Source organism: Shewanella sp. SR44-3 (assembly GCF_014163735.1).
Classification (GTDB): Bacteria; Pseudomonadota; Gammaproteobacteria; order Enterobacterales; family Shewanellaceae; genus Shewanella.
In genome coordinates this window covers 1-25,474 of sequence record NZ_JACJDV010000003.1, presented here as the reverse complement: position 1 = coordinate 25,474, position 25,474 = coordinate 1, and the positions used below count along the sequence as shown (strand labels likewise).

General features: G+C 43.9%; 28 protein-coding genes and 1 pseudogene. 9 read left to right on the top strand and 20 right to left on the bottom strand.

What is annotated here, in order from left to right; all coding sequences use genetic code 11:
• Nucleotides 1–83: 83 nt before the first annotated feature.
• A pseudogene (locus H5073_RS02465) lies at nucleotides 84–631 on the bottom strand (IS30 family transposase); the annotation flags it as partial.
• A gap of 246 nt (nucleotides 632–877) precedes the next feature.
• Here H5073_RS02465 and H5073_RS02460 point away from each other — a divergent pair.
• Together H5073_RS02460 and H5073_RS02455 are read left to right on the top strand one after the other, a co-directional pair.
• Complete coding sequence (locus tag H5073_RS02460) at nucleotides 878–1,117, top strand: cysteine-rich CWC family protein (protein WP_182676633.1); 240 nt, start codon at nucleotides 878–880, stop codon at nucleotides 1,115–1,117.
• A 367-nt stretch (nucleotides 1,118–1,484) separates the two neighbouring features.
• Nucleotides 1,485–1,736 (top strand): hypothetical protein, encoded by a 252-nt coding sequence (locus tag H5073_RS02455; protein ID WP_182676631.1) that lies wholly within the window; start codon nucleotides 1,485–1,487, stop codon nucleotides 1,734–1,736.
• Nucleotides 1,737–1,808: 72 nt separating this feature from the next.
• On the opposite strand, the gene H5073_RS02450 is transcribed toward H5073_RS02455, so the two are convergent.
• The gene (locus H5073_RS02450) at nucleotides 1,809–3,164 is read right to left on the bottom strand and encodes a flavohemoglobin expression-modulating QEGLA motif protein (protein ID WP_182676629.1); all 1,356 of its coding nucleotides are present in this window, start codon (nucleotides 3,162–3,164) and stop codon (nucleotides 1,809–1,811) included.
• A gap of 301 nt (nucleotides 3,165–3,465) precedes the next feature.
• Between H5073_RS02450 and H5073_RS02445 the strand changes: the two genes are divergently transcribed.
• Nucleotides 3,466–4,455 carry a general glycosylation pathway protein gene (locus H5073_RS02445; RefSeq protein WP_182676627.1) on the top strand — a complete coding sequence of 330 codons (990 nt, stop codon included), beginning with the start codon at nucleotides 3,466–3,468 and terminating at the stop codon, nucleotides 4,453–4,455.
• Nucleotides 4,456–4,479: 24 nt separating this feature from the next.
• Here H5073_RS02445 and H5073_RS02440 read toward each other — a convergent pair whose 3' ends face one another.
• The 11 genes from H5073_RS02440 to H5073_RS02390 all read right to left on the bottom strand — a co-directional run bounded on the left by H5073_RS02440 (nucleotide 4,480) and on the right by H5073_RS02390 (nucleotide 13,384).
• Nucleotides 4,480–5,460 (bottom strand): hypothetical protein, encoded by a 981-nt coding sequence (locus H5073_RS02440; RefSeq protein WP_182676625.1) that lies wholly within the window; start codon nucleotides 5,458–5,460, stop codon nucleotides 4,480–4,482.
• A gap of 19 nt (nucleotides 5,461–5,479) precedes the next feature.
• Nucleotides 5,480–6,256 carry a hypothetical protein gene (locus H5073_RS02435; RefSeq protein ID WP_182676623.1) on the bottom strand — a complete coding sequence of 259 codons (777 nt, stop codon included), beginning with the start codon at nucleotides 6,254–6,256 and terminating at the stop codon, nucleotides 5,480–5,482.
• A gap of 348 nt (nucleotides 6,257–6,604) precedes the next feature.
• Nucleotides 6,605–7,375, bottom strand: a complete 771-nt coding sequence (locus tag H5073_RS02430; RefSeq protein ID WP_182676621.1) for an ABC transporter permease — start codon at nucleotides 7,373–7,375, stop codon at nucleotides 6,605–6,607.
• On the bottom strand, nucleotides 7,375–8,310 hold the full coding sequence (locus H5073_RS02425) for an ABC transporter ATP-binding protein (protein WP_182676619.1): 936 nt from the start codon (nucleotides 8,308–8,310) through the stop codon (nucleotides 7,375–7,377). Before H5073_RS02425 ends, H5073_RS02430 begins: the two co-directional genes overlap by 1 nt.
• A gap of 95 nt (nucleotides 8,311–8,405) precedes the next feature.
• Nucleotides 8,406–8,936, bottom strand: coding sequence for a hypoxanthine phosphoribosyltransferase (gene hpt / locus H5073_RS02420; RefSeq protein ID WP_182676617.1), 531 nt, complete (start codon nucleotides 8,934–8,936; stop codon nucleotides 8,406–8,408).
• A gap of 23 nt (nucleotides 8,937–8,959) precedes the next feature.
• Nucleotides 8,960–9,616, bottom strand: coding sequence for a flavin prenyltransferase UbiX (locus H5073_RS02415; protein WP_182676615.1), 657 nt, complete (start codon nucleotides 9,614–9,616; stop codon nucleotides 8,960–8,962).
• 27 nt (nucleotides 9,617–9,643) lie between these two features.
• Nucleotides 9,644–11,038 carry a UDP-N-acetylmuramate:L-alanyl-gamma-D-glutamyl-meso-diaminopimelate ligase gene (gene mpl, locus H5073_RS02410; protein WP_182676613.1) on the bottom strand — a complete coding sequence of 465 codons (1,395 nt, stop codon included), beginning with the start codon at nucleotides 11,036–11,038 and terminating at the stop codon, nucleotides 9,644–9,646.
• Nucleotides 11,039–11,227: 189 nt separating this feature from the next.
• The gene (locus H5073_RS02405; RefSeq protein ID WP_182676612.1) at nucleotides 11,228–11,404 is read right to left on the bottom strand and encodes a PA3496 family putative envelope integrity protein; all 177 of its coding nucleotides are present in this window, start codon (nucleotides 11,402–11,404) and stop codon (nucleotides 11,228–11,230) included.
• 264 nt (nucleotides 11,405–11,668) lie between these two features.
• Entirely contained in the window at nucleotides 11,669–11,941 is a 273-nt protein-coding gene (locus H5073_RS02400; RefSeq protein ID WP_182676610.1) for an HU family DNA-binding protein, read from the bottom strand.
• 135 nt (nucleotides 11,942–12,076) lie between these two features.
• A complete protein-coding gene (locus H5073_RS02395; protein WP_182676608.1) occupies nucleotides 12,077–12,874 on the bottom strand; it encodes a response regulator in 798 nt (265 codons plus the stop codon).
• Nucleotides 12,875–12,970: 96 nt separating this feature from the next.
• Nucleotides 12,971–13,384: a hypothetical protein gene (locus H5073_RS02390; protein WP_259394795.1), complete on the bottom strand. Its 414-nt coding sequence runs from the start codon at nucleotides 13,382–13,384 to the stop codon at nucleotides 12,971–12,973.
• Nucleotides 13,385–13,492: 108 nt separating this feature from the next.
• On the opposite strand from H5073_RS02390, the gene H5073_RS02385 reads away from it, so the two are divergent.
• Both H5073_RS02385 and H5073_RS02380 read left to right on the top strand, forming a co-directional pair.
• Nucleotides 13,493–14,002, top strand: coding sequence for a DUF4240 domain-containing protein (locus H5073_RS02385; protein ID WP_182676606.1), 510 nt, complete (start codon nucleotides 13,493–13,495; stop codon nucleotides 14,000–14,002).
• 122 nt (nucleotides 14,003–14,124) lie between these two features.
• A complete protein-coding gene (locus H5073_RS02380) occupies nucleotides 14,125–14,676 on the top strand; it encodes a DUF3016 domain-containing protein (protein WP_182676604.1) in 552 nt (183 codons plus the stop codon).
• A gap of 118 nt (nucleotides 14,677–14,794) precedes the next feature.
• On the opposite strand, the gene H5073_RS02375 is transcribed toward H5073_RS02380, so the two are convergent.
• The 6 genes from H5073_RS02375 to H5073_RS02350 form a co-directional block, all read right to left on the bottom strand.
• The gene (locus H5073_RS02375; RefSeq protein WP_182676603.1) at nucleotides 14,795–16,627 is read right to left on the bottom strand and encodes a GGDEF domain-containing protein; all 1,833 of its coding nucleotides are present in this window, start codon (nucleotides 16,625–16,627) and stop codon (nucleotides 14,795–14,797) included.
• A 52-nt stretch (nucleotides 16,628–16,679) separates the two neighbouring features.
• Nucleotides 16,680–17,291: a membrane integrity-associated transporter subunit PqiC gene (locus tag H5073_RS02370; protein ID WP_182676601.1), complete on the bottom strand. Its 612-nt coding sequence runs from the start codon at nucleotides 17,289–17,291 to the stop codon at nucleotides 16,680–16,682.
• A 5-nt stretch (nucleotides 17,292–17,296) separates the two neighbouring features.
• Nucleotides 17,297–18,289: an MlaD family protein gene (locus tag H5073_RS02365; protein ID WP_182676599.1), complete on the bottom strand. Its 993-nt coding sequence runs from the start codon at nucleotides 18,287–18,289 to the stop codon at nucleotides 17,297–17,299.
• Nucleotides 18,286–19,050, bottom strand: a complete 765-nt coding sequence (locus H5073_RS02360) for an ABC transporter ATP-binding protein (protein WP_182676597.1) — start codon at nucleotides 19,048–19,050, stop codon at nucleotides 18,286–18,288. Before H5073_RS02360 ends, H5073_RS02365 begins: the two co-directional genes overlap by 4 nt.
• A 2-nt stretch (nucleotides 19,051–19,052) precedes the next feature.
• Nucleotides 19,053–20,162 (bottom strand): ABC transporter permease, encoded by a 1,110-nt coding sequence (locus H5073_RS02355; protein ID WP_182676596.1) that lies wholly within the window; start codon nucleotides 20,160–20,162, stop codon nucleotides 19,053–19,055.
• A 227-nt stretch (nucleotides 20,163–20,389) separates the two neighbouring features.
• On the bottom strand, nucleotides 20,390–20,701 hold the full coding sequence (locus tag H5073_RS02350; RefSeq protein WP_182676594.1) for a prephenate dehydrogenase: 312 nt from the start codon (nucleotides 20,699–20,701) through the stop codon (nucleotides 20,390–20,392).
• A 55-nt stretch (nucleotides 20,702–20,756) separates the two neighbouring features.
• Here H5073_RS02350 and H5073_RS02345 point away from each other — a divergent pair, with 55 nt between their 5' ends.
• From H5073_RS02345 to H5073_RS02335, 3 genes are all read left to right on the top strand, one after another.
• A complete protein-coding gene (locus H5073_RS02345) occupies nucleotides 20,757–21,716 on the top strand; it encodes a TraB/GumN family protein (RefSeq protein WP_182676592.1) in 960 nt (319 codons plus the stop codon).
• Nucleotides 21,717–21,965: 249 nt separating this feature from the next.
• Nucleotides 21,966–22,301, top strand: coding sequence for a hypothetical protein (locus tag H5073_RS02340; RefSeq protein WP_182676590.1), 336 nt, complete (start codon nucleotides 21,966–21,968; stop codon nucleotides 22,299–22,301).
• A gap of 69 nt (nucleotides 22,302–22,370) precedes the next feature.
• On the top strand, nucleotides 22,371–22,820 hold the full coding sequence (locus H5073_RS02335; protein WP_182676589.1) for a hypothetical protein: 450 nt from the start codon (nucleotides 22,371–22,373) through the stop codon (nucleotides 22,818–22,820).
• Nucleotides 22,821–22,879: 59 nt separating this feature from the next.
• On the opposite strand, the gene H5073_RS02330 is transcribed toward H5073_RS02335, so the two are convergent.
• Nucleotides 22,880–23,911: a CNNM domain-containing protein gene (locus tag H5073_RS02330; RefSeq protein ID WP_182676587.1), complete on the bottom strand. Its 1,032-nt coding sequence runs from the start codon at nucleotides 23,909–23,911 to the stop codon at nucleotides 22,880–22,882.
• 526 nt (nucleotides 23,912–24,437) lie between these two features.
• Here H5073_RS02330 and H5073_RS02325 point away from each other — a divergent pair.
• Complete coding sequence (locus H5073_RS02325) at nucleotides 24,438–25,415, top strand: transposase (protein WP_182676585.1); 978 nt, start codon at nucleotides 24,438–24,440, stop codon at nucleotides 25,413–25,415.
• The last annotated feature ends 59 nt before the right edge of the window (nucleotides 25,416–25,474 follow it).

Here is a 25,474-nt window from a genome sequence, read left to right as displayed (position 1 = left end):
GTGCTTTTGGTAACAAATAAGTTTGCACCCTCTTAGTATTTTTGACGCTATTCACTTAACTCCGAAGTGCGACACTCACCAAATTAAGCGGCTAATTGTTTAAGCACAACAGCTGGCTGCTTAAACATCAAACACTTCTTAGGTCTGTAATTAATCCTGTTCTGGGCAAATAAGATGATGGCGTCGCTTACTGTCCTTAAGTCAGTCCCTTTTTTACATATTGCCTTAATAAACCGTTGGCATTTTCATTAGCGCTACGTTCCCAAGAACTATACGGATGAGCAAAGTAAAACGAGGTATCTAGCGCCTTGGCTATGACTTCATGATGAGCGAATTCATGACCATTATCGGCAGTTATAGTGTGCACATATTGCTTATAGGGCATCAATAATTCGATAGTCGCTTTAGTCACATCTTCAGCAGATTTTGAGGCCACTTTCTTTATTAAATAAAAACGGGTCTTTCGCTCTAAAATTGTCACGATTGAACCTGTCCCATGCTTGCCTAATACGGTATCGATTTCCCAATCACCGAAACGCTCACGGGTATCAACGATGGCAGGTCTAGAGTCGATAGAGGTGCCATTTTTAATCGCTGGCGCTTTCTCTTTTTTACCTCTGCGATAGCGCTTTCTACGCCTCAATTAAGAGTGTCGCAGTTATTATCTGAATGCGAGTATAAAGATATAGGTGAAAATGAAAAATGTACTGATTAAGCATTACTGACATTTGAGTATGGCTTGTTTTTTAACATGTTTTTGAGGTGGCTGGGTCGGTAGAGTTATAGGAATCTTTCTGTTAAAAAGATCACACGTATTGCTGTAGTTTGCTGTTAATATGGTGTTTACTTGCTCAATTTCACTTACTAGAGTGTTGATATGACTGCTGATGTCGCTAAATTTTCCCCCGGTGGTGCGTCAACTCAAGTTGCTGATATTTGCCCTCTGTGTCAGCAAGTTAACTTGTGTGCAGTGACTACAGATACTCCAATAAAAGACTGTTGGTGTCAGTCACAATCATTCCCTCCTAAGACTCAGCTTGCAGTGTCACTGCAAGCCAAATTGATTGCAAACACTTGCATCTGTCAGTCTTGCCTTGATGTATTTACATCACAATAAAGCGTATTTTTGCTAATAAACCTTAGCGATTGATGAGTGAAATGACGGTTGTTTTAAATCACAAACATCTGAAAAACATTGATTATTCAATTATAAACCCAAAAAGTTAAAATTCTTGTGGTGTTAGGGCTGTTCGGTATACTGACTTGGACTCGATTTAATTAGGGTATTCATAATGTTAAAAAAATCATCTTGGCGTTAGCCATGATTATCATTCTGCCTTTGATTGCTGCTCTATTCCTTAAAACCCATTATTCAGCCGTGCGTACTATTACTATTGAGCGCTTGAATGTACAGGTTTTTGACTACATTAAGCACTTAAAAAAATCAAGACAACTTTAGCAAGTGGGCGATGATGGATCCCGACATGAACAAGACCTATCGCGGCGTTGATGGTGAAGTGGGCTTTGTGTCAGCTTGGGCAAGCGAAAACCCTGATGTGGGTGTGGGTGAGCAGGAAATTATCAAGATAACCCCTAACGAAAGAGTGGATTTTGAACTGCGTTTTTTATCTCCATTTGAGGCTGTTGAGCCTGCATATATGACGACTAAACCCCTGTGTCCGACACTAGTACGCAAGCAGAGTGGGGCTTTAGCGGTCACATGGATTACCCGATGAATCTGATATCTGTAGCGATTTTGTTACCAAGTTCAAGGCTGTTATAACTAGGGCTAGGGATTTATCTACTGGTTAATCCGAAGGGCTATCGAACTCTACGTCTTCGAATAAGTCTGAATCTGGCTCAAGCACGGGCACAGACTTAAACTGACGAGCGAAGTGACGCTGTACTCCTTTAAGGTCTATGTTGCCAAGTCCTGAGGCGAAACCAAACCAGGCATAAAGGCCGCTGATGTCTTTAAACATAGGCGGTAAGTATTTAGGTGCACTAATAGTGCCTTCTAAATGGGCTTCATACAGCACTGGAATGTCTTCAATAGCGAGCTTGCCTAAAAACAGCATGGGGATAAGCTCAGGCAAGCCAGACATGATGGCACTACGTATAAAGTTGATGTTTTCTACGTAGCCGCGCACATATGAAATATCCTTAGTGAAAAAGCTACCACCTTCGACCATACCGCCACGAAATACTCGCTGAGTGACCTTGTAGCTGTCTTTCGCGCCTAAATTATGCTCGCGAAAATAACGGTAAATCTCAATAAAATCGGCACCATTTTCAGCCATATCTACAGCGGTAACACGATCGCTGATGCGCCTTGCACGCCCTGGATTTGAACTTAAGGTTAGCATTTCTAGTAGTACTGCTAAGCCTTCTTGACTGGCGGTGACTCGCGGTGAACCGACGCTAAGCCAAGTGGCGTGAGGTTGGTCGCGGCCATTGAGCGTGGTGCCCACATGTACCCAGCCCTCATGGACCTCATAAACATTTAAATCAGACTCACTGAACATAGCGCGGGTGTTGATTTTTACCGTATCGCCGCCCACTGCTGCGTCCGATACTATACCGTCACTAAGTTTGACGTAAATTTTATCATCATGAAAATAGCCCACTAAGCGATCGCTTAAGGCTTTTACTGCTTCAGGCGCTGTGACTATCTTGGGGTGATGTTTGCTCATGTGACGGGCGGCCGGTAAGGAAAAAATATGGCTCAGCCTGTCGCCCAGTTGCTTTAACGTGTGCCTGTCGCCGTGGAGCTTGTCTTTGGCGCTGCCATAGAGGGTTTGGCTTAGGCGACCAAACTCTGGTGTGCCACGATTATTGAGCATATCAATAACAATACGGTATTGATCCACGTTGGAGACTAGGATCTTGCCTAGTTTGTCGCGCTTGCCTAATTTTCGCTGGATATCAGCCTTGAGAGAAACTAATTCATCTTGGGTTTTTAGCGCATCAAAAGATAAAGGGATATTTTGATAAAAATCTTTGCCAAGCTTAGGTAATTGCTTAGGTTTATTCGATAAAAACTCTTCTTGTAGCTCACTTGGCCACTTAATGGCATCGAGAATTTTTATCGGTGATTGGATGCGAATAAGTTCATCGGAGAAACGACGGATATCCTGCTGGTAAGGGGTGGCTTTGTCAGACATTGTCTTTTCCTTTGATAAGGCTTCTGAGTCGAGTTCTGGTGATGTTCAAGCAATTATAAGCCATCAAACATAAACAAGAAGGATAAAAAGTTAATATTTATCAACAAGCTATTATAAGAACTTTTATATGAACTTTGCCATGTGTTTGTATGTTATTGGTGCAAGTCATGTAATGTTTTTGTGCACCATCCTAAATGAGACGTTACTAATCTACTGATATTAAATGTTATTTCTAATTCCGTATCTCTGGCATTAAAGCTGCTTACTTAAGGGAGGTGCAGTAAAATCAGGAGGTAAATCCATGGCAGCAATGAGTTATTTAAGTGTAATTGAGAGATACAACGAGTGTGAGTCGCTGATTGATGAGTTATTGGCCTCAATCTTGATTGGCATTGGCGATGATGCTTTTGGACTATTGGATACCAGTGTACAGGTAAAAAATCAGCAAGTGCCAAGATTTGACTCCTTGGTGATGAACTACCCATTTGTGGATTTGCTTTATCTACTGGATAAACAAGGGACACAACTCAGTGAAGACATTTCGGTTAAAAACCAACAGGTAAGGTCCTTAGGAACAGGCCAAAATTGCGATCGCAGTCAGCGGCCATATTTCCGTCATTTAACTTCTGAGACGGGACTCTATGTGACTCGGCCCTATTTGTCACATTCCACGGGCTTGTGTTTGTCAGCCTCCTTGATTATTCGACGTGCCTGCGGTGAAGAAGCTATTTTGGTGTTAGATGTGGATCTGTCTCGATTGATTGAATTTATGATGGGGGATAGCGCGAGGCGCAAGATGTCACCACTGTTTAAAACCGTTTACTGTTTTATTGTTATAGGGTTATTTATCTTAGTGTTAGCTTTGATGCGCACAGTGGCTTTGGATACCTTGGCATTAATTAGCAGTGATTATGCGGGCGATCCCTTAAAGCCTTTCAGTATCATCATTTACCTCACTTTAGCTTTAGCGATTTTTGATTTGGGCAAAACCATCTTGGAAGAAGAGGTTTTGATGCACAAAGATATTTTTAGGCACAGCTCAACCCGCAGAACCATCACACGCTTTATCTCGACGATATTAATAGCCATCTCTATCGAAGCCTTGCTCACTATGTTTAAAGCCTCTCTAGGACAGGAACAATACATGCAACCTGCTATTTTGATGCTAGTGACGGTCGTCGGTTTATTAATAGGGCTTGGAGTCTATGTCTATTTAGGGGCTAAAGCTGAAAAGCTACTGACTGAATTACAGACGGATAAAATGGCATGTAGGACGAGTAATAAGTCCTAGCGATATTGAGAATCTGGTTGTTCTCTAAGTCTGACTACTGGTATTTAGCCTAGTCTCTTTGGCCTGTATTTTGGCTGGTTCATCAGGCTGTCGGTTGGTTTGAGATGAGCTAAAGATGTTATCAATCAAGGGCGCGAGTAAAAGATACTCTTGATGACCAAAGTAAAGCTGGTGGAATGTTCTAAATGTTTCCTGAACTTCGTTATGCTGAAAACTGTGATTAATGGCGGCTATGATGGCTTTGCCCTTTGGTGTCTTGGAGCATACAACATAAGCGTGCATAGGCCCAGCGGCCTCATGTATAGGTATTGCGATGATCTGTTGAGGTTGCTCAGTTTCTTGCTTGTGATTGGTTACTACTTGACTGAAGTCTATGATGGCGTCGATGCGCGCCATAAACAGCATGTCAATGAGTTTGCTCATGGAGTCTTCTGCGCCGCGAATAAAAAAATGTTTTGGATGAGTGGCAATAAAGTTATCAATTTCAGCGCCGTAGCTTCGTGATTTTACTACGCCTATTCTGAGTTTTCGACCTGATTGGGACTCTAAGTCTTGTAGTGAAAAAGGCTGGCTAAATTTATGCTGATTTTTTGCTAAGGCAATAAGTCTCACTGGTGGGAAAATACTAAAAGGATAGTGAGAAAACTCTGCAATCGCCTCACGTTTAGGATTTTTTACTTTATTTATCATGCAGGCATTTGGCAGTTTTTGAAATTCAACCCAGGCACGAGTCAGGCTCATTTTCTGAAACTTGGGCACCAATTTAGATTGGCTATGAGCGATTAAACTACGCCAAATTTTGTCCATAGAGTCAGGTGTAATTGCAGTATCTTGTTTATGTATTTCAGGAAATACAGACATATCGCTGATCACTATCAGTGCGAGAGGATCTGTATTGGTGTCATGGCCCAATATTTGAGTTGCATGGGCGGTATTGAAAGTTAATTGGCTTAATAAAAAAATCAACCAAGCTAGTGATGATAAAAAGGAAGCAACTGCATTCATGGCTATGGATTACTTGTGTTTAAGGTTTGAGTTTTTGAGCGTTCGACGAATGATTGTCTATAAATAACTTATCTAAATATGGTGCAAGTAGACGATACTCCTGCTCACCAAAGTAATAGCGATGAAATGTTTGTAATGTTTGCTGTACTTCTGGGTGCTGATAACTCTGATTTATGGCAGCTATGATGGCTTTTCCTGTAGGGGTGTTAGCACAAGCAGCATAAGAAAATACCGGTTCAGCAGCTTCTTGTAATGGGATTGACACTATTGGTTGTAATTGAGCTGTATCTTGTTGGTGGCCTAAAACTATTTGGCTGAAATCTATGATGGCATCAACACGTTCTTTTAGCAGCATATCAATAATTTTACTCATGGAGCTTTCGCTGCCCCGGACAAAAAAATACTCTGGGTTTTCTGCTATAAATTTATCTACTTCAATGCCGTAACTTCTTGATTTTGCAACGCCAACTCTCAAGTTACTATTTTTTAAATTTTGTAATGAAAAGGGGCGGCTAAATTTATGTTGGTTTTTTGCTAAGGCAATAAGACGCACAGGAGGAAAAATACTAAAAGGATAATCAGCAAACTCAGCAATGGCCTCGCGTTTAGTATTCTTTATTATATTTACCATGCAAGCATTGGGGTACTTCGTCAGTTCGACCCAAGCTCTAGTGAGGCTCATGTGTTGGTAAGTTGGCGATAATCTAGGTTGGCTATGGGTTAAAATACTGTCCCAAATATTAATCATTGAAGCCTCATCGACGACATATTCGGGATTATTCACGATTGAATACATTTCAGTATCCCCAAGTAACCTAATAGGTAGCTCGGGGATCACTTCAGATGCACTAGAACAAGCACTGATAAGGCTTAGTATGAATATAAACCCTTGGATGAGTAAACGGAGTAGCATAAACGTCTCTAATATTAAGTGTTTGTATCGCTAGTCATCCGTGATTATGAGCTGTTTTTTTCCTGCAATAGAATGACTGTTTGAGCCTAAGTATCATAAGTGCGATAGGGCTATCGTTACAATAAAGAGAACGGTCGGCCTCATTGTTTAACAAATAAAAACAACACGCTTAACATTAAGGCGGCCATAAAATACAAAACTTAAATTTTTTGACTGTTTATACCAATCACATTAGCTTCTCAGGCCTATCCCTCTGGAAATCAAATAATAAGCCAGTGTCCACAACGTAACGCAAAAGCCAACCATAATCGCCACTGAAAGCGGTACGCTAATGTCAGCGAACCCTAAAAAGCCATAGCGGAATACGTTGATCATATACACCACAGGGTTGAGTCCTGAAACGCCTTGCCAAAAATCAGGCAGTAATGACAGTGAGTAGAATACCCCGCCAAGGTAGGTGAGTGGCGTTAACACAAAAGTGGGTATGATACTGATATCATCAAAGCTTTTGGCAAACACGGCATTAATCAAGCCGCCTAAGGAGAACAGCACTGAGGTTAAGAACACGGTTAAAATCACTAACCCCACGTGATGCAAGCTGATGTTGACGAAAAACATCGCCACTAAGGTCACAATTAAACCCACGCATAAACCACGGGCAACGCCGCCGCCAACGTAACCTGCAATCATCACGTAATGAGGCACAGGTGCCACCATGATTTCTTCCAAGTTTCGTTGAAATTTAGCGCTGTAGAAGGATGAGGCGACGTTAGAGTATGAGTTAGTGATAACTGACATCATGATTAGGCCAGGGGCGATAAACTCCATGTAAGACACGCCGCCCATCTCGCCAATTCTGCTGCCGACCAGATTACCAAAGATCAAAAAGTACAAGGTCATAGTGATGGCTGGCGGCACTAAGGTTTGGATCCAGATGCGGGTAAAGCGGTTAATTTCTTTAGTAAGAATACTTTTAAACGCCACTAGGTATAGCTGGTTCATTAACTTGGCTCCTTGGCTTTTTCAACCAGTGACACAAACAATTCTTCGAGACGATTGGCCTTGTTGCGCATAGATAACACCTCAATATCGGCCAAGGTCAGTTGATTGAAAAGATCGTTCAAATTATGGGCCTTAGCCACATCCACTTCTAAGGTGTGCGAGTCGATAAGGCGGCACTGCATGCCATTAAGTGCAGGGGCAGCTTTGATGTCTTGGCGTAAATCCAACACGAAGGTTTCAACATCGAGTTTACTCAGCAGCGCCTTCATTGTGGTGCATTCCACCAATAAGCCTTGATCTATGATGCCTATAGTGCGGCACAGCATTTCAGCTTCTTCCAGATAATGGGTGGTGAGGATAATGGTCACGCCCTGCTGATTTATCTGCTTTAAGAAGTCCCACATCGAGCGCCTAAGCTCGATATCAACGCCGGCGGTCGGTTCATCGAGGATCAGTAGTTTTGGCTCGTGCATCAGGGCGCGCGCTATCATCAAGCGGCGCTTCATGCCCCCCGACAAGGTGCGGGCCTGACTGTCACGCTTTTCCCACAAATCTAATTGGGTTAGGTACTTTTGGGCTCGCTCTAAAGCCATGGCCTTAGTGACACCATAGTATCCGGCTTGATTGACCACAATTTGCAGTACTGTCTCAAACTGGCTGAAATTAAATTCTTGTGGCACTAAGCCAATACACAATTTGGCGTGTTCTAGCTGTTTGTCTAAATCAAATCCAAACACTGACACTGAGCCAGAGCTCTTTTGCACCAGTGAGCTAATAATGCCTATGGTGGTCGACTTACCGGCACCATTGGGGCCTAGAAGGGCGAAGAAGTCACCTTGCTTCACGGTTAAGCTGATGTCTTTAACTGCTTGTACGCCGCCCTTATAGGTTTTTTTAAGGTCGCTTATTACCAAGGCATCTTGGGTGCTCGGCATGATGTTTTCCTTACTTATGTGTTGCACAGAGAAAAATGAGGATGTCACGATCAAGCAAAACTCCCACCTAGGCGGGAGTTGAGGTTAGGTCATGATTAGTCTAGCGGCACGACTTTGGCGATATAAGGCAGGTTGCGGTATTGCTCGGCGTAATCTATACCATAGCCGACAATAAATTCGTCCGGTATTGTCATGCCGATAAAGTCCACTGGCACGTCGATTTCACGGCGCTCAGGCTTATCTAACAGAGTACATAAGGCTAGGGATTTCGGGTCGCGCAGTAACAGCATTTCGCGTACTTTATTCAATGTGTTGCCAGAATCAATTAAATCTTCAACGATTAATACATCGCGTCCAGCAATTTCTGACTGTACATCTTTAAGAATTTTAACATCCCGTGAGCTGCTGGTGGCATTGCCATAGCTAGACACGGCCATAAAATCTATCTCAACATGGCCTTTGATACGGCGACATAAATCTGCCATAAACACCACAGAACCTTTCAGTAAGCCCACCATTAACAGGCGATCGCTATCGGCGTAATGGGCATTAATGCGCTCAGCCAGTTGATCTAAAATGGTGTCGATTTCTTCGGCTGAAATCATCTGTTCGATTGTGTGCTTCATAAAATTCTCAGTTGCTTGTGTTATTAGTCAGTGTCTTTATCGGCTATGACATCATAGCCCCAACGTTGGGTCAGATTATGTTCTATCTGCAAATGGTCAAGGATGCGGGCGACCATGAAGTTTACCAGATCTTGCACCGATTGGGGATTGTGATAAAACCCAGGCGATGCCGGCATTATGGTGACCCCAAGACGTGAAAGGGTCAGCATATGTTCTAAATGTATGGCATTAAAGGGCGTTTCTCTTGGCACTAAGATTAATTGACCACGTTCTTTTAACACCACATCGGCAGCGCGTTCTAATAAGCTATTGCTCATCCCTGTGGCTACCGCGGCTAAGGTGCCGGTGGAGCATGGGCAAATCACCATTTTTTTAGGTGCAGCGCTACCAGAGGCAGGTGGTGAAAACCACTCGTCTTTACCTAATACCACTAATTCACCAGTTGCTAATTTATCACCTTGGTATAACTCTTCAAGTAATTGTTGCTGAGCTTTTTGTGGATTAGCGCTGAGCTGTAATCCGTGCTCGGTAGCTAAGACGACTCGAGCTGCTGCCGATATCATCAAAAAAACTTGATAATCAGCTGCTAGCAAGCACTCAAGTAGCTTGAGTCCGTAGGGAGCCCCAGAGGCGCCAGTCCATGCAAGGCTGATGGCTTTAGGGTTTCTGTTAATTTTCATTTGAGGTCCTCAGGCTTACCATCAGTATTATCGGTCTGCTAAGGCATTAAGTAGCTTTTGGTGTATGCCATTAAAGCCGCCGTTACTCATGATAACTATGGTGTCGCCAGCTTTGGCATCAAGACACAGGACTTCGATTATCTGCTCAATATCGGTTTTTACGCTGACAGGAATACTGGCTGATTGCATGCTGGTTTTTAAATCCCAACTGATGCTGTCTGCTTGATACAAATAAGCTTGATCGGCGCGAACCAATGAGTGGGCTAAGGTGTCTTTATGAACGCCTTGCTTCATGGTGTTTGAGCGAGGCTCCAGCACCACAGTGATTTTACCATTGCCCACTTTGGCTCTAAGGCCTTGCAAGGTGGAGTCTATGGCGGTTGGGTGATGAGCGAAATCATCATATATCGCAACCCCAGCGACCGTGCCCAATAGTTCCAGGCGACGTTTAGGCGGTGAAAACTCAGCTAAAGCGGCCATAGCTTGAGCTGGTACGACGCCGACATGGCGGGCGGCTGCGATGGCCATTACTGCGTTTTCAACATTATGCTGGCCAATTAAATCCCAGCTCATGGTGCCTTGGCTCTGACCATCGAAGTAGACTTCAAATTCATGGCCATCAGCGGCTAAGGTTTTAGCATGCCAACCTAAGGTTTTTTCGGTATTGAAATCATGAACCCCAGCGCTGTAGGTTTCTTGTTCGCTCCAGCAGCCCATATCAATCACTTGTTGAACCGCTTCACTGCTTGCTGGCCAAATTATCTTGCCTTGGCCAGGGACGGTGCGAATAACATGGTTAAATTGTCGCTGAATGGCGGCGAGATCGGCAAAGATATCGGCATGATCAAACTCGAGATTATTGATCACTAAGGTTCTAGGCTGATAATGGACAAATTTAGAGCGCTTATCGAAAAAGGCGCTGTCGTACTCATCGGCTTCAACCACAAAGAAGTTTGAGTGACCAAGTCTTGCTGATACGCCGAAATTTTGTGGTACACCGCCAATCAAAAAACCTGGCTCGTAGCCTGAGTATTCTAAAATCCACGCCAGCATGCTCGAGGTCGATGTCTTACCATGAGTACCTGATACCGCCAGCACCCAGCGACCTGGGAGTATGTGCTCGGCTAAAAATTGTGGCCCTGAGGTGTATTTGAGGCCGCGGTTGAGCACGGCTTCTACGCAGGGATTGCCACGGCTCATGGCGTTGCCGATAACGATTAAATCTGGGGCATTCTCATCACTGGTGCCCAATTGTGATGGGTCAAAACCTTGAATGAGTTCAATGCCTTGATCTTCAAGTTGGGTACTCATTGGTGGGTAAACATTGGCATCGCTGCCAGTCACTTTATGACCCATAGCTCTGGCAAGTAAGGCGAGACCGCCCATGAAAGTGCCACAAATCCCTAATATATGTACGTGCATGAAATGACTCTGATGAGAATTTATCTTGGGGGCTATTCTAATACCAAATGAATTAAATTTCTTGTGTTTCAAAGTCAATCATTCAAGGGGAGAGCTAGATGTAAATCAGAAGGAGGAGTCTGAGTTGTTAAAAATGATAATAAGGCGCTACAAGTGAACGCCTTAAGTGGATTGAACTTATTGCTAATACTAAAAGAAGTCGTCATCTCCGATAGCTTTACGTAATTGTATTCGTTCTAAATAATCTTCCAAACGACGCTTAACTTCTCGTCTATGCTGTATTGATTCAGCCGACTTGCTGTTTCTTGGTGTGGTCATCGCCTCGATTTCAGTATCATCGGGCACTCTTTCAGTAAGATTAGCCATAACCGAACCCTCATGTTTGACTTTAGTACCATTATTAACTGGCTTGAGCACTATTACTGGTTTGAGAATGTTTTAACCAATCAGATACCAATTGAAAAGCAAAATATTTTGACCATGAAGGTTTAATATTTTAACGATAGAATTTGCATCTTATTTGACTTTAGCAGGCATAGGCTTAGACGCAATTTATCCTGAAAATTAGCCATAAAAAAACCTCCAGAAGGAGGTTTAATCACGAGGTTAACAGCTAATCAAAAATGATGATTAGTTAACGCTGTCTTTCAATGTTTTGCCAGCTTTGAATTTAGGTACAGTTGCCGCGGCAATTTGAATTTCTTTGCCAGTCTGTGGGTTGCGGCCAGTACGTGCTGCGCGAGTCGTTGTTTCGAAAGAGCCAAAACCTACGATTGAAATTTTATCACCGTTTTTCATCGCTTCAGTCACCGCAGTTTCAAAAGACTTCAGTGCACGGCCCGCTTCAGCTTTAGTTAGATCAGCATTTTCTGCAATTTTTGCAATTAATTCACTTTTGTTCATATTGGTATTCTCTGCTTTCCGTAGAATGGTTCGTTGTAATCCCGATTAACATGCCATAAGCCATAGGGATTTTAAAGCTTTAAATCTAATAATCACTCAGGTTTGGGCGCATTTTGCTAAAAAAAGCACAAAAAATTACTCTTCCAACAGTTGGTAGAGGATTTGCTTGACCAATTTGGGCTCAAAAGGCTTGTCGCATAACGCGTTAACTCCGGCACTCGAGACGTTGCTTAAGTGGGCATCATTGGCTTCAGAAGACACCATTAAGATTGGAATATGTGACTGAGTGCTTTCGTTACGTATGTATTGCGTCAGTGCTAGACCATCGACACTGGGCATATTGTAATCGGTTATCACCAAATCAAACATGTGCTGCTGCATTAAGCTGATGGCTTCTTCACCGTCGACAGCTTCAGTAATTAATTGAATGCCTAAATTTCCTATGGTGCGTTTAATAACATTACGCGCCATACGGCTATCATCAACCACTAATACACGTAAATTGTGAACATCAAAATGGCTCAGGTCGAGTTCTTCATGATTGATCATATCTATGGTGGAGTTTAATGCTGTTGATAAATGCTCACTGTTAAACGGCTTAGGCAAAATGGCAATCACGCCAGATTGCCTGAAAATCTCTAACTGCTCGCGGCGACACTCGCTAGACACTAGCATAAATTGGATGTCTTGATAGTCTCGGTTCGCTTTAATGTAACTGAGTAAATTTATCGCTTCGCCATCGTCAAAGTGTAATGCGCTGACAATTAAATCAGGCTTGTGACGACGGATAACTTCTTTGGCTTCTGCGATACTGGCAGCGGTTTGAATACTTGCAACTCCCTCTTGGCTAAGATGGGACATAATTATTTTTCTTTGAGTATCAGAAGGCTCAAGTAATAAAATCGATAAATCATTGGGGGAGATAGTATGCATAGTCACTCTTTAAATTAGCTATTGAGTTAATTTGGGTGTTAAGCCATAAGGTCATTATATCTAAGTCTGGTAAATCTGTCTTAGACGAAGGTTAACTTAATCTATGCTTGGCTCACTTGGGCTGAGGTAAGCCTTAGTGCTAGAGTGAAAAGCCACCCAGACTTGCGCTGTAATTAAACCTACGCACAACAACGCCACCCAAGGGATTGAAATAGGTAAATCCATAAAGCGTACATTTTCGATGGTCTTGGGGCTGACATAATGGGCGACGATAGCCACAATGCCGAGGGCACTTAAGCCTAAGGTTTCTAAACCTATGTAAATCTTTAATACTAGGCTTGCCCATGATGCTCGCCAGAGAAGGCCAATTAATACGGGAATAACCCCTAGACTGAACATGTCCACCGTTTGAGTCGTCACAGCACGGGCAATGGCGGCAATGCCCAGCAATGCATATAAAGCCATAAGTAGGGTGAGTGGCGCAGGGGGGCGGGTTGTGAAAGGCTTCATCGGATTGCCATTAGTAAGTCATTCTATATGGTGTAGAATACCGTGACTCATAAGGAATACCAATCCCAATCACAATTTCTAGGTGATTCCTCAAATTATGGAACAAAGATGACAGAAACAGATTTTTGGGCACTGGTGACTCGGAGCCAAGGTGATGCCAGTGCAGAAGAGACACTAAAAGAATTAAAAAATGCCTTAACTGAACTCGATGACGAGTCACTGAAGGCATTTGATAAGTTTTTCGGTCAACAGATGCGGCGCAGCTATTCATGGGCTGTGTGGGGGGCGGCGTACATAGTGACTGGTTGTGATTCTGAGTATGCTTTCGCTGAATTCAGGGCTTTCTTAATCTCCCTTGGTAAAGACTGGTACGATAAAATTATCGAAAACCCTGATGCTTTAGGTGATTTAACGGTTTGGCCATTAAAAGATAATTACGCGTACCCCTTTATTGAAGACTATGATTTGATCGCGGGGCAGCTCTATGAAGATAGAACTGGTGATGAATTGCCGTTTATACCATCGGGCAATGCCACTCCGGCAGGAAAAAAGTTCAGCAGTAAAGCGAAAGATTTGCGTAAAACCTACCCCAAATTGAGCGCAAGATTCCCTTTTTAACATGTGTTCATAATATGTGTTCGGAACTTAATCGATTTTATTTAGGTCATAGATGCAGATGTTCAAAAGGCCTTGAGTGAGAGAGAAGATGGGCTTTTACTATGTTGGTATTAGGAGGCTATATGAAGATTAACTACGCACTATTAATCACAGGATTGACGGCAGGATTAGTGAGTTCATTCGCATTTGCCGATGATAACGCAGCAGACACCGACATTAACAATGTGCTGACTCAAAGTGGTATAGTCAAAATTGAATGGCTAGAGCCCAGTAGTTTTCGTGACATTGACTCATCCAGTGGTCTGCAGTCTAGATTTGAACAACGCTTATTTGACACTTTAACTAAAGCATTAGATAAGGACGCAAAAAAGTCCCTTAAGGCGAATCAAACCTTGGAGTTAGTGGTCACCAATCTTGACTTAGCCGGTGATATGCGGCCAACCTTTGGCGCAGCAGCTGTCAGTGAACTTCGGATAGTTAAAGATTTGTACCCACCACGAATGACCTTTAGCTATCGGGTTCTAGAGGATGGCAAGGTGATCATGGTCGGTGATGAAAAATTGACTGATATGAATTTTATGCACCATGTAGGGGTGCGTAAAGATGGGATGGCCGAATATGAATCAAGAATGCTGGCGGATTGGTTGAAAAAAACCGTAGCGCCCAAAGCCTAAGAGTTCATTTTTACAGACAAGGTTTAAGTGCCTGAGCCCGAAACGATGGGGAATGAAGCCCTCTTAACGGTCAAACTTATTAAAAGGTTTAGCCATAGGTTAAACCTTTTTTTTTGTCCTAGGTTTCAGTTAGCAGCACTTTCAGCTTGCTGGTATTGGTGGTGTTTAATGAAGTGGATTTGGCAGGGCTCCACTGCGCTTTAATGGTATTCGCGGCTACAACCGCGTCATTGTTGAGTAAGTAGAAGCCACTTTTGGCAAGTTTGGCCTGCTTTTTAGCCTCAGCACTTAAGCGCGATAACTTGTCCTCTGTGATGGCATAAGTCACTTGAGGTGATAGCAAACCTACGGATAGTGACAGTAACGGGTGATCAACGCCATGGCCTTGCCTGTCGTTGGCGAACATGGATTGTGTCAGCCAATGCTCGTCAGAATAAAACGACTGCTTAGCCTGCTCAAATTTCAAAATTAACTGCTGGCAATGACAGATAATTTGCTCATCGGTACTTATCATTACAAAATCATCACCGCCCACATGGCCGATAAAAGCATCCTCTGCCTGATATTGACTTAATAGCTGTCCTAACTCGCGCAATACTTCATCACCACGGCAAAATCCATAGATATCATTGTAGGGTTTGAAATGGCTCAAATCGAAATAAGCGAGATAGAAAGACTTATCTTGTAACTTGAGCCGTTTAAGCTCTTCTTGAATGGGAACATTGCCGGGAAGATTGGTTAATGGATTAGCATGGCGGGCGGTTTTCACCCTGTGCTCAGTGATGCGTTGCAGCAGATCTTTGGTGTGCCCGATACCCAGTAATTGCCCCTGCCTTAGGATAATAAATTGCTGCGCAACAGTGTTGGCAGCCTCCGATGTCAGCAGCTGACTGACACTTGAAAGCGGTGCGCTGGCTTCAATTTGCAAGACATTCTTATCCATAATCGCCACCGCTGGATAGTTCTCATGCAGGGCTCTGCCATAGGGAGTGCTAAATATTTCTAATAGATAGTGCCTGCTGACTATGCCTTGCACTAAGTCATTATCAGCAATAACAATGGCTTGCAATGAAGGCTTATCGATAAAGGCTTGGCTGAGCTGCTTAAGCTTGGTTTTAGCGCTAACTGTGGTGGCGTTTTGGCACAATATTTCGGCAGTTTCACAAAATCTAGCGTGCACTTGCGCCACGAGTGAGGTGTATTTTGCTGGCATCATTTGGGTAGGAGCATCGCTTGGTCGGCCCAGTAGATAACCCTGACAATAGGTAACTCCGAGTTGCTTGAGCACTGTCAGTTCTTCAGCTCTTTCTATACCTTCGGCTATGACTTTACAGGTGAGGCTTTGGCAGAGATCCACAATCGAGCGCACAAATTCTTGTTTGACAGCATTACTGTCTATTTGATGAATAAAATGGCGATCTATTTTAACGTAATCAGGCGCTAATTCTGACCATAGCCTTAGTCCAGAATAACCAGCACCTAAATCATCAATCGCGGTTAAAAACCCTTGGTCGCGATAATGATTTAAACAAGACTTGAGTAAATCTATGTCATCGGCCTTGTACTGCTCAGAAAGCTCTATCACCACATCACTGGGATTTATTCCTAGGCGTTGCAGCAGTTGTAAAGTTTGCCCTTTGGGGTGATTAGGATCGAGCAGCGCCTTGGGGGAAATGTTAATAAACAATTTTCCTTCAAGCTTGCGCTGCTCAAAACCTGTTATCGCGATTTCACGGCATAAGGTTTCTAAATCACTAAGTCGACCTTCATGGGCAGCGGTTTGAAATAGCGGCACAGGAGAATGCAGCGGGCTGTGCTCTGGCCCCCGACTGAGCGCTTCAAAACCGTGTATTTGATTGGTAATGATATTAAATATCGGTTGAAATACCGCCCGCACATTCGCGGTGGCAATGATCTTGTTTAACTCATGGCTCAGTTCGATGGCGCTCATAGGGCTTCTCGCTAGGGATATCGCTTAAGTCTATGGCAAATAAATGACAGTTTTATGTTTGAGTCTTAAGTGCTTGATCTATTTCCATGCTAAGACGTTGCAGCAATTGGCTGTAGGCTTTGACTAACCCTGTAGCGCTTGGCTCTGCGGCTAGGCTGGCACTGAAGCGTTGCCCCGAATTTGCTGTCGTTCCTGCTTTTTCTGATAAATCCGTCAGGGTCCAAAGGGCTTCAATTCTGGCTTGATTATCAGCAAGGTTCATAGTTAATATATTGATTTTTATGCTGTACTTTGGCCTATTATCACTTCGCCAAGGGTATTGAATTAACTGACGATTTGGGGCCGCTTGAGTTAAATTAAGCCTCAGTACTCGGCTTATGCCTTGATCTAACGGCTCAGCCCAATAGCTATTGGCTAGCCTTTGTAACTGACCATCTTGAGTTTGATAAACCAACTGGGTGAAGTGTAAATATTCAGGGATATCCACAATACCCATGCCGACTTTTATTTCCAGTGGCGTGCTGCTAGTGGGGATAGTGACAGGCTCACTGGTCAATACATAATAGTTTTTTGGCACTGAACTTTGGCAGCTCATCAACAGCAGGCTTTGCAGGGCAATAACGAGCCAGAGGCTACATGAGCGGGGTAATTGAGCATTAGGCATAAGTGCTATTCTCCATCCTGGGTTTGCTTGCCGCGCAGCAAGGATTCTGGCTGCTCATCTAAGGTTTCGCTTAAACTTCTTAAGGCGCGCGCCGAGCGGCTGACCTCTTCAAGTGTTTGATGAAATTGGATAACCAGCGCAGAGTCTTGCCCTAAGGTGCTGCTGGCTTCAAAGGCGAGTTTATCAAGGCTACTCAAGGTGGCGCGCAGTTCGTTTAAGCTTGCATCCACAGACTGGACTAACTTAGGTTCATCGTGGCTGATTTGCAGTAATAGTTTATCAAGGCGCTCTAGCACCACTTGGGCATTTTTCTCAAGGCTTGCTTGGGTGTGATTAAATTCGCTGGCTGTGGTTTCAACCGCCTTGGCGGCGGTGTCAAAGCTGGTTAAGGTGCGCTGAATTTGGCCACTGGTGGCAATTTGGCTCAATTGTTGGGTGAGTTTATCTAGATTATTGACTAATCCTTTAAAATCAATGGATTGAAGGTCTTGTGAAAATAACTCAAACCCTGTAGCTATGGTAGGTAATTCAAGTAAGTTGTCTTGTTCGCCCCTGAGGTGAATGGGGGTATTGGGATAGAAATCTAGCTCTACATACAAAAGTCCGGTAAGTAGGCTTTGAAAATTCAGCTGTGCCCGCAAGCCTTTGTGGATAGCGCGGCTGAAAAAATCAGCGTCTACTTGAATGCCCTTTAGTTTTATTCGCTCAAGCAGTAAATTTGCGCTCACAGCTGCGGTAACTTTTTGGCTGCTATCACTTGGGAAATCGATTCGAATATCGCTTATCTCACCTATGATCACCCCTTTGAGTTTTACGGCCGCGCCCACTTGTAGCCCTTGGACTGACCCATCGAAATACATAATGACAGGCTCTTTTTCTGCAAAGAGTCGCCCTCCTGAAAAAAACAATAACGCCATAAAGATAAGTAAGATAGCCCCAAGAATAAAGGCTCCTATGGCAAAGGGGAGGCGCTGATTTTTTGCTTGCGGTTTGGTCATTGTGGCTCCGAGTTATCATCGCGATTAAGAAACTGCCTGACCCTAGCTTGGCTGCTGTTTCCTTTAAGAATTTTAGGATCGCCATAATCCAGCATTGTCTTAGTTTGGCTATCGAGAAATACGCAGCGAGTGCCGATAGACATAATGCTCGGCAGCTCGTGAGACACTATGATAACGGTTGAATCTAAGGCTTGGCACAGCTGGACAATGAGCTGATCTAGACGCATAGAGCTGATAGGATCAAGCCCTGCAGAAGGCTCATCAAAAAATAATAGCTGAGGGTCAAGGGCTAGGGCTCTAGCAAGGCCGGCACGTTTATGCATGCCGCCACTGAGCTGTGATGGATAAAAGTCTTCAAATCCTGCCAGCCCCACCAAGGCCAATTTGTAGGCGACGGCTTCGGCAATTTGCTGCCCAGAAAGCTGAGTATAAATCTGTAATGGCAGGGCGACATTTTCACCCAGTGTCATGCTCGACAGCAAAGCGCCAGTCTGAAAGGTGATGCCCCAGCTGTTTAGCAGAGCGGCTTGAGTGGTTTCATCGGAATCATAAAAATTCTGTCCTTGATACAAGACTTCGCCCTGAGTGGGAGGCAGTAAACCCACCATAGATTTAAGTAATGTAGTCTTGCCGCAACCGCTGCCACCAATCACAAAAAAGATATCATTCTTTTGAATATCAAAGTTAAGCTGGCGCTGAACCGCATGGTCGCCGTAACCAATCTCTAAGTCTTTTATCCGAATAAAAGGCGTGTTACTCATGGCTAAATTCCCAACTTATCGTACAAGATATTTAAGGCCGCATCGGATACCACTAAGAAGACAATGGCCTTGACTACAGCTTTAGTCGTCGCTACCCCTACAGCATTGGAGTTGCGGCCACAGGCAAGCCCTGCCTGACAACCTGCAATCGCAATTAACACGCCGAAAATCAAACTCTTAATTAGCCCTGTGGTGATATCCAGCCAGTCTACAGCGACTTGAGTTTGCAGCAGATACTGAGTGGCACTCACTCCCATACCATTGGCGACAATACCGCCGCCTATAATGCCGATTGCATCAGAATAAATGCACATTAACGGCATGATAAATACCAGTGCCACTAACCTTGGCACCACCAGAAATTCCATCGCCGAAATGCCCATGACTCGCAGCGCATCCACTTCCTCATTGGCTTGCATAGTGCCTAATTGGGCAGCATAGGCAGCGCCGGTGCGTCCAGCCATAATGACGGCTGTCATTAACGGCCCCATTTCACGCACCATACCTATGGCAACTAAGTCGGCAACATACACTTGGGCACCAAGTTGCCTAAGCTGCACTGAGCCCAAATAGGCCAAGATCATCCCCACCAAAAGGCTGATTAGTGTCACGATAGCAAGCCCTTCTGGGCCTGCTTGTTGGATGAAAAAACCTATGTCACTGGCGCGGGTTTTTGCTCTTCCTGTTAACCAGCGGCCAATGGCAAGCACACTATTACCAAGAAATATCAGGCTGTCGTAGACGCCTTGGCCTTGAGCAATGAGTTGTAAACGCAGCTTCTGTTTCAGGCCGAGTGGAGGCTGATTTGCAGCTTGAAAGCGCGGGACTTCGGTCGCAAGCTTTAATAGCTGCTGCAAACTTGGCGGTGTCGCTGTGATATCTAAGGTTATTTTGGCTTCATCACAGCAGCGCATCAGTTGTAGTAAGGCGATAGCTAAGCTCGAGTCCCACCTTGCTAGGCTATGGGTTGTAAGGGTGACGGTGCGGCATTGAGCTGGAATGGCAGCACAAATCTGCGCCCCATCGGGAGCCTGACCAAGTTGCCAGTCACCGCTAAGGACAATATGACAATCAGTATCGTGGACTGTGGTGCCAAAACTCGCTTGGGTCATTCTCGTTTCTATCTCCCTATAGCAACAAGGCTAGATAGTTAATATACAACACAAAACTGTATATTTATCACACAGAGATCACTAATTTAGTCTCTACCGAGATTAAATTAGTGTTTAGAAAAGAGTCACTAACCTCAACTCCATTTGAGCGGTTGTAGTGTGCGATAAAAAAGCCCCATGAATACGGCTAAGTATTCATGGGGCGTTGTGCATTAAAGTGATTGATATTACTTGCTGTTTTGCTTGAAGGTTTGCAGGGTTTGCAACAGCACACCTAGCTTGATGACATGGGCTTCTAATGCCTCTGGGGAAATGTGGGGGCTGCCTTGGAAAGTCTCTAATTCGTTAGCCAGTTCTTGCACGTAGGGGAGGAAGCGATTGCTTTGGGTTTCAAAACCTTGATCTTGAGCGAAAATAGCAGAAAACTTACCGTGGCCAGCCTTTTGTAATTCATCCAACTTCACGTCTGAGTCTATGGCTTGGCGATAGGCGGTTTGAAGATTTTCTTTTAGTTGCTGGATGACCTTAGTGTACGGCATGATAGTCTCATTCTTGAATAGGCTCGATAATCTGAAATTATAAGGTGATGCCAAGGTGACAACAAGTCAAAGCGTGAGGAAAACCGCCATAGATGGACTAATCCATGCCAATAAGGCCAATAAGTTCAACAAGGCTCAGGCGAGAGCAGGATATGTTAATTCGCTAATGCTGTTAAGCCTGTTGGTGTTAAGTGTGCTGCTGGCAAGTTTTAACGCCCAAAGCGCCGGATCTGACCGGCCGCCGTTTTTTAAAATCCAATACCAAGGCAAGCAGGCTTATTTATTAGGCTCTATCCACATAGGCCGCGACGATTTTTATCCTATGCCAACGCAAATTGAGCAAGCCTTCGGTGATGCTAAGGCCTTAGTGGTTGAGGCCGATATTGCCAAAGCCAATGTACCAGCCTTACTTAAGCGCTATGGCTTAAGCCAAATTGGGGACGTCACCTCAAGCAGTAATGCCTTGCACCAATATTGCGTGAATAACGCCGCATTGTGTCAGGCATTATCTGGCTATGCCCCTTGGCTTAAGGCGGCACAAATCAGCCTATATCGTTTTGGCAGTTTAGGCTATCAAGCTGACTTTGGCGTCGACAGTTATTGGGTGGCTAAGAAGGGCGCTCGGCCATTACTGGAGTTAGAGAGTGTGGCATTTCAATTTGAGCTTATCTCCTCATTTAAGCCTAAAACCCAGCAGCTGATGTTAGAGGAAGCAATAGCCGCCGATGACGCTGAAATGCTAGCGTTAATCAGTGCTTGGCGTGCAGGGGACAGTAAAGCGCTTGCTGATATTATGTCGGAGCAAGCCGATGCTGCACCAGAGCTAGTGACGGAGTTATTGTGGCGCCGCAACCATAACATGACAGCTAAAATCATCGAGTTGTTCGATGCCAATAAAGATCAGCTGTTTATTGTCATAGGTGCTGGGCATCTTGTTGGCGAGCAAGCCATCCCAGACTTACTCAAAGCCAAAGGCGCAATGATCACTGAGTGTTGGAAAAATGACTGTAACTGATGTTTGCTGCTTATAGTGCTCTAAGATGCGCCCAAGGGCGGGTTTTAATGAGGATTTCTCTGCGTTGAAGACTGTTGGCATAGCACCACTATGCCTTCAAGCTTTCGCCTTGATTAATACTCGTTGAACTCCCGCTGAATGACGAGATGATTAATACGATTGGTATTAAACAAGGCACTTATTGCTGAGATCTAGGCTTTAGCCAATCATCTAAGTTTTACGTTTTAACAGACCACACAAGGAAGGTGTTTGTTGTTCTTATTTATTTTTTGTATTTTAAATTTTGTTGTACTGATTGTTGCCTTTCGGAAAATTAACAGCTTAACCACTGGTATTTGCACGTATGTTGCGACTCAATATCCTGAATTATGGCAGCATTTTTTAATGCGTGGCCGTTTAATGGGCGATGAGAAAAAATGGGCTAAGCATTTAGCTATTGCATCAATGACAGAGGGCGAGCTCTTTAATAAGAATGACGCAAAGATAACGGCTTACTTAGCAACAGGTAAAAGTTATCACACGAGGTTTATTTTATCGCCTATGATACTGTTTGTTATATTAAGGATAATCAGTGACTTTGCATAACTTCACCTCGTATAGCCTAGGATAACAGCGTATTACTATGGCGCAGGAACACTATGGATAACGCTAAATATGCCTTCTAATTTCATCGATGAGACGTTCACTGTCCCGACGTCACTGGATACTGAACATTTCCACTTTAGAATATTAGAAGAGTCAATTGCAGCATTAGATTTTGAGGCTGTGATGTCTAGCCAAAAAAGACTGCAAGGGATTTTTGGTTTAGGTTCAACGTGGCCTAAAGGTGATATGACATTAGCAGAAAATGTCGAAAGTCTAAAAATCCACCAACAAGAATTTAGGTCTAGAAAGGCATTCGCCTATTCGGTTTTCAATAACAGCCAAACCCAATGCCTTGGCTCCGTTTATATCGACCCGAGTCAATCACCTGATTACGATTGTGACGTTTATTTATGGGTCCGTGATGATAGTTTGGCTTTAGATACAGTGCTTTATGAGACAGTCCTTAGCGGGCTATCGAGCGACTGGCCTTTTTCAAACATGGCATTTCCAGGGCGGTGAGGGTGTAACCCCAAAAATGAGCCAGCATGAATTTGCTGGCTTATTGGTCAACGCGGCGCTTACTCTGCTTTGTCGTCTATCAATTGTTTTTGCTTGTGCTCCCATTTGCGCTTGGCTAAGCGGCGCATATTAGGAATTTCATCGGTTTCATCCATGATGGATTGGCCTAAAATAGACTCGATAACATCTTCCATGGTGACTATGCCTAGCCAGCTGCCATATTCATCATAAACCAGCGCCATGTGCTGACGTTCCCGCATAAATTGCGACATCAATTGCTCAACGCTGACTTTGTCTGACACCACTTTTACAGGCTTCATAATATCTGCAGCGGTATGATTATCATCAAATTCAAGCATGTCATAGCGAAACACTAAGCCTAGTGGGTTTTCGTCATCATCTAATACTGGGTAGCGGGAGAATTGATGTTTCTTCACTCGCTCCACTAGGGTAGATAGGGCTTCATCAGGTTTGGCTGACTCACACACTGTCCTTGGGGTCATGATTTCCCGTACTTGGACCTCGTGCAAATCTAAGATGTTGGCAATCACTCTTTGCTCATCTTCATCTAGCTTATTTAATTCACGGCCCAGTATGGTTAGCGCTTTGATTTCTTGACGCAAATCGTGGTCATGATGCCCGCCGCCAAAGAGTTTCATGACTTGGTCAGACAGCCAAATAAACGGCTTTAACATAAAAATCATGCTATTGAGCAAAGAAGGCAGTATTGGCGCTAAGCTTGGCCAGTAACGTGCACCTATGGTTTTAGGTAAAATCTCAGAAAATACCAAGATAAGCAGGGTCATAATGGCTGAGGCTATACCTAAGTAGCCATCGCCTAATACCACTGTCACTTGCGCGCCAACGCCGGTGGCGCCCACTGTGTGGGCGACAGTATTTAAGGTCAAAATCGCAGCTAAGGGCTGATCGATACGCTCTTTAAGGAGTTTTAGTTTCTCATAGAGTTTGGGTTTAGTCAGTTTTTGCTGGGCAATATAACTGGGGGTGATAGAGAGTAACGCCGCTTCAAGGATGGAACAAATAAAGGACACCGCAATTGATAAAATAACAAATGCAATTAGTAAACTCATAGTAGGTTGATTACAACACTCATATTATTTAGAAGCGGATATCTAATCATAGCTACAGCTAAAGATCGAGCACTATCGATGAAGATTAACTGGATTTTATGTTAGGGCGCTAGATCCTAGTGGGCTACCCTCAAACCTTCTTTTAACGGCTCATCTTTTACTGAGACTTAAGCCGTCTACCATGCTGTAATTGTGCGCTACACCATTGATTTAATATGATTTTTAATGAAATTAGCTCATCTAGCCAATTAGCGGTCACAAACATTCCATATTGGCTTTTGGCGATGAAATGTTTAAATTCTGCTTGAGAATATAGATGTGTTAAATTATATTATTGTTTTATAAGGTTTTTCAGGCTTTTCTATGGCCGGCTCAACTTGTTTGGTAATGACTGGAAACGTTATAACATTGAAGGTGCCAGCCATATTCATTGAAGCGGAATTAACTGTGCCATCCACCAACATGGAAGCTGATTCGCTTTTGAACTAGGCTTAAATTCTGGACAGACATTAACGAAGGTGAGCTTATGCCGCGCCCTAGAAGAAGTCAGGTAAGTGTCGAAGATACGCTCATGTATCATTGTTGCAGCCGCGTTGTCAGAAGGGCCTATCTCTGCGGCGATGATAAATTCTCTGGTAAAAACTATGACCACAGACGGGGTTGGGTTGAGGCTCAATTGCTTAAATTAGCTGAAGTTTTTGCCATCGACGTGGCAGCTTATGCCGTGATGAGCAATCACCTACACGTGGTGCTGAGAATCGACATTTATCAAGCCAATCACTGGACGGACATTGAAGTAATAAGCCAGTGGCATCAATTGTTTAAAGGCACTGAGATTACTCAAAAATTTGCCAAGGGGGAAACCCTTGAAGACTATGAAATGCTAGAGCTTAGCCACGCTATTGCCCTGTATCGCAGCCGGTTAAGCGATATTTCCTGGTTTATGCGCGCCTTAAATGAGCCTATCGCCCGCAGAGCCAATGAAGAAGATGAATGCACAGGGCGATTTTGGGAAGGTCGATTTAAGTCGCAAGCGCTACTCGATGAAGCCGCAGTCCTTGCCTGCATGGTGTATGTTGACCTCAACCCAATCCGCTCAAAGATAGCCAAAAACCCTGAAACCTCAGACTTTACTAGCATTAAACGTAGAGTAACTGCAGCCCTAAATGGGATTCAACCCAAAGCTTTGCTGCCTTTTGTGGGCAATGAACGTAAAGACATGCCAAAAGGGCTCACGTTTCATCTTAACGACTATCTGCAACTGGTTGAAGATACAGGTAAAGCAATCCGAAATGATAAAAGAGGCTGTATCAGCCCGAGCAGTCACAGCATCTTAGTTCGGCTCAATATCCCTGCCGATAACTGGCTTAAAATCATCAATGAATTTGGCAAGTTATTCAAAGGCCCTGTAGGCACATTGCAAGAATTAACTGCGTACTGTGAACACCTTGAAAAACGAAGGCGACATTACTGCCACGCTTGCCAATATATAGCAGCAAGTTAAGCACTTTGCTTTGTTATGTCACTAACTGCACACAAAATACTTCATTCTCCTTCGATGGA

Bases quoted from the DNA above. Each gene is read 5' to 3' on its own strand.
- H5073_RS02355 (WP_182676596.1), bottom strand. From the start codon at position 20,162: ATGACCCAAGCGAGTTTTGGCACCACAGTCCACGATACTGATTGTCAT.
- H5073_RS02350 (WP_182676594.1), bottom strand. From the start codon at position 20,701: ATGCCGTACACTAAGGTCATCCAGCAACTAAAAGAAAATCTTCAAACC.
- H5073_RS02430 (WP_182676621.1), bottom strand. From the start codon at position 7,375: ATGAACCAGCTATACCTAGTGGCGTTTAAAAGTATTCTTACTAAAGAA.
- H5073_RS02370 (WP_182676601.1), bottom strand. From the start codon at position 17,291: ATGCCTAATGCTCAATTACCCCGCTCATGTAGCCTCTGGCTCGTTATT.
- H5073_RS02335 (WP_182676589.1), top strand. From the start codon at position 22,371: ATGCCTTCTAATTTCATCGATGAGACGTTCACTGTCCCGACGTCACTG.
- H5073_RS02400 (WP_182676610.1), bottom strand. From the start codon at position 11,941: ATGAACAAAAGTGAATTAATTGCAAAAATTGCAGAAAATGCTGATCTA.
- H5073_RS02435 (WP_182676623.1), bottom strand. From the start codon at position 6,256: ATGTATTCAATCGTGAATAATCCCGAATATGTCGTCGATGAGGCTTCA.
- H5073_RS02375 (WP_182676603.1), bottom strand. From the start codon at position 16,627: ATGAGCGCCATCGAACTGAGCCATGAGTTAAACAAGATCATTGCCACC.
- hpt (WP_182676617.1), bottom strand. From the start codon at position 8,936: ATGAAGCACACAATCGAACAGATGATTTCAGCCGAAGAAATCGACACC.
- H5073_RS02445 (WP_182676627.1), top strand. From the start codon at position 3,466: ATGGCAGCAATGAGTTATTTAAGTGTAATTGAGAGATACAACGAGTGT.
- H5073_RS02440 (WP_182676625.1), bottom strand. From the start codon at position 5,460: ATGAATGCAGTTGCTTCCTTTTTATCATCACTAGCTTGGTTGATTTTT.
- H5073_RS02390 (WP_259394795.1), bottom strand. From the start codon at position 13,384: ATGAAGCCTTTCACAACCCGCCCCCCTGCGCCACTCACCCTACTTATG.
- H5073_RS02365 (WP_182676599.1), bottom strand. From the start codon at position 18,289: ATGACCAAACCGCAAGCAAAAAATCAGCGCCTCCCCTTTGCCATAGGA.
- H5073_RS02415 (WP_182676615.1), bottom strand. From the start codon at position 9,616: ATGAAAATTAACAGAAACCCTAAAGCCATCAGCCTTGCATGGACTGGC.
- H5073_RS02460 (WP_182676633.1), top strand. From the start codon at position 878: ATGACTGCTGATGTCGCTAAATTTTCCCCCGGTGGTGCGTCAACTCAA.
- H5073_RS02325 (WP_182676585.1), top strand. From the start codon at position 24,438: ATGCCGCGCCCTAGAAGAAGTCAGGTAAGTGTCGAAGATACGCTCATG.
- H5073_RS02405 (WP_182676612.1), bottom strand. From the start codon at position 11,404: ATGGCTAATCTTACTGAAAGAGTGCCCGATGATACTGAAATCGAGGCG.
- H5073_RS02380 (WP_182676604.1), top strand. From the start codon at position 14,125: ATGAAGATTAACTACGCACTATTAATCACAGGATTGACGGCAGGATTA.
- H5073_RS02425 (WP_182676619.1), bottom strand. From the start codon at position 8,310: ATGCCGAGCACCCAAGATGCCTTGGTAATAAGCGACCTTAAAAAAACC.
- H5073_RS02395 (WP_182676608.1), bottom strand. From the start codon at position 12,874: ATGCATACTATCTCCCCCAATGATTTATCGATTTTATTACTTGAGCCT.
- H5073_RS02360 (WP_182676597.1), bottom strand. From the start codon at position 19,050: ATGAGTAACACGCCTTTTATTCGGATAAAAGACTTAGAGATTGGTTAC.
- mpl (WP_182676613.1), bottom strand. From the start codon at position 11,038: ATGCACGTACATATATTAGGGATTTGTGGCACTTTCATGGGCGGTCTC.
- H5073_RS02450 (WP_182676629.1), bottom strand. From the start codon at position 3,164: ATGTCTGACAAAGCCACCCCTTACCAGCAGGATATCCGTCGTTTCTCC.
- H5073_RS02455 (WP_182676631.1), top strand. From the start codon at position 1,485: ATGAACAAGACCTATCGCGGCGTTGATGGTGAAGTGGGCTTTGTGTCA.
- H5073_RS02330 (WP_182676587.1), bottom strand. From the start codon at position 23,911: ATGAGTTTACTAATTGCATTTGTTATTTTATCAATTGCGGTGTCCTTT.
- H5073_RS02385 (WP_182676606.1), top strand. From the start codon at position 13,493: ATGACAGAAACAGATTTTTGGGCACTGGTGACTCGGAGCCAAGGTGAT.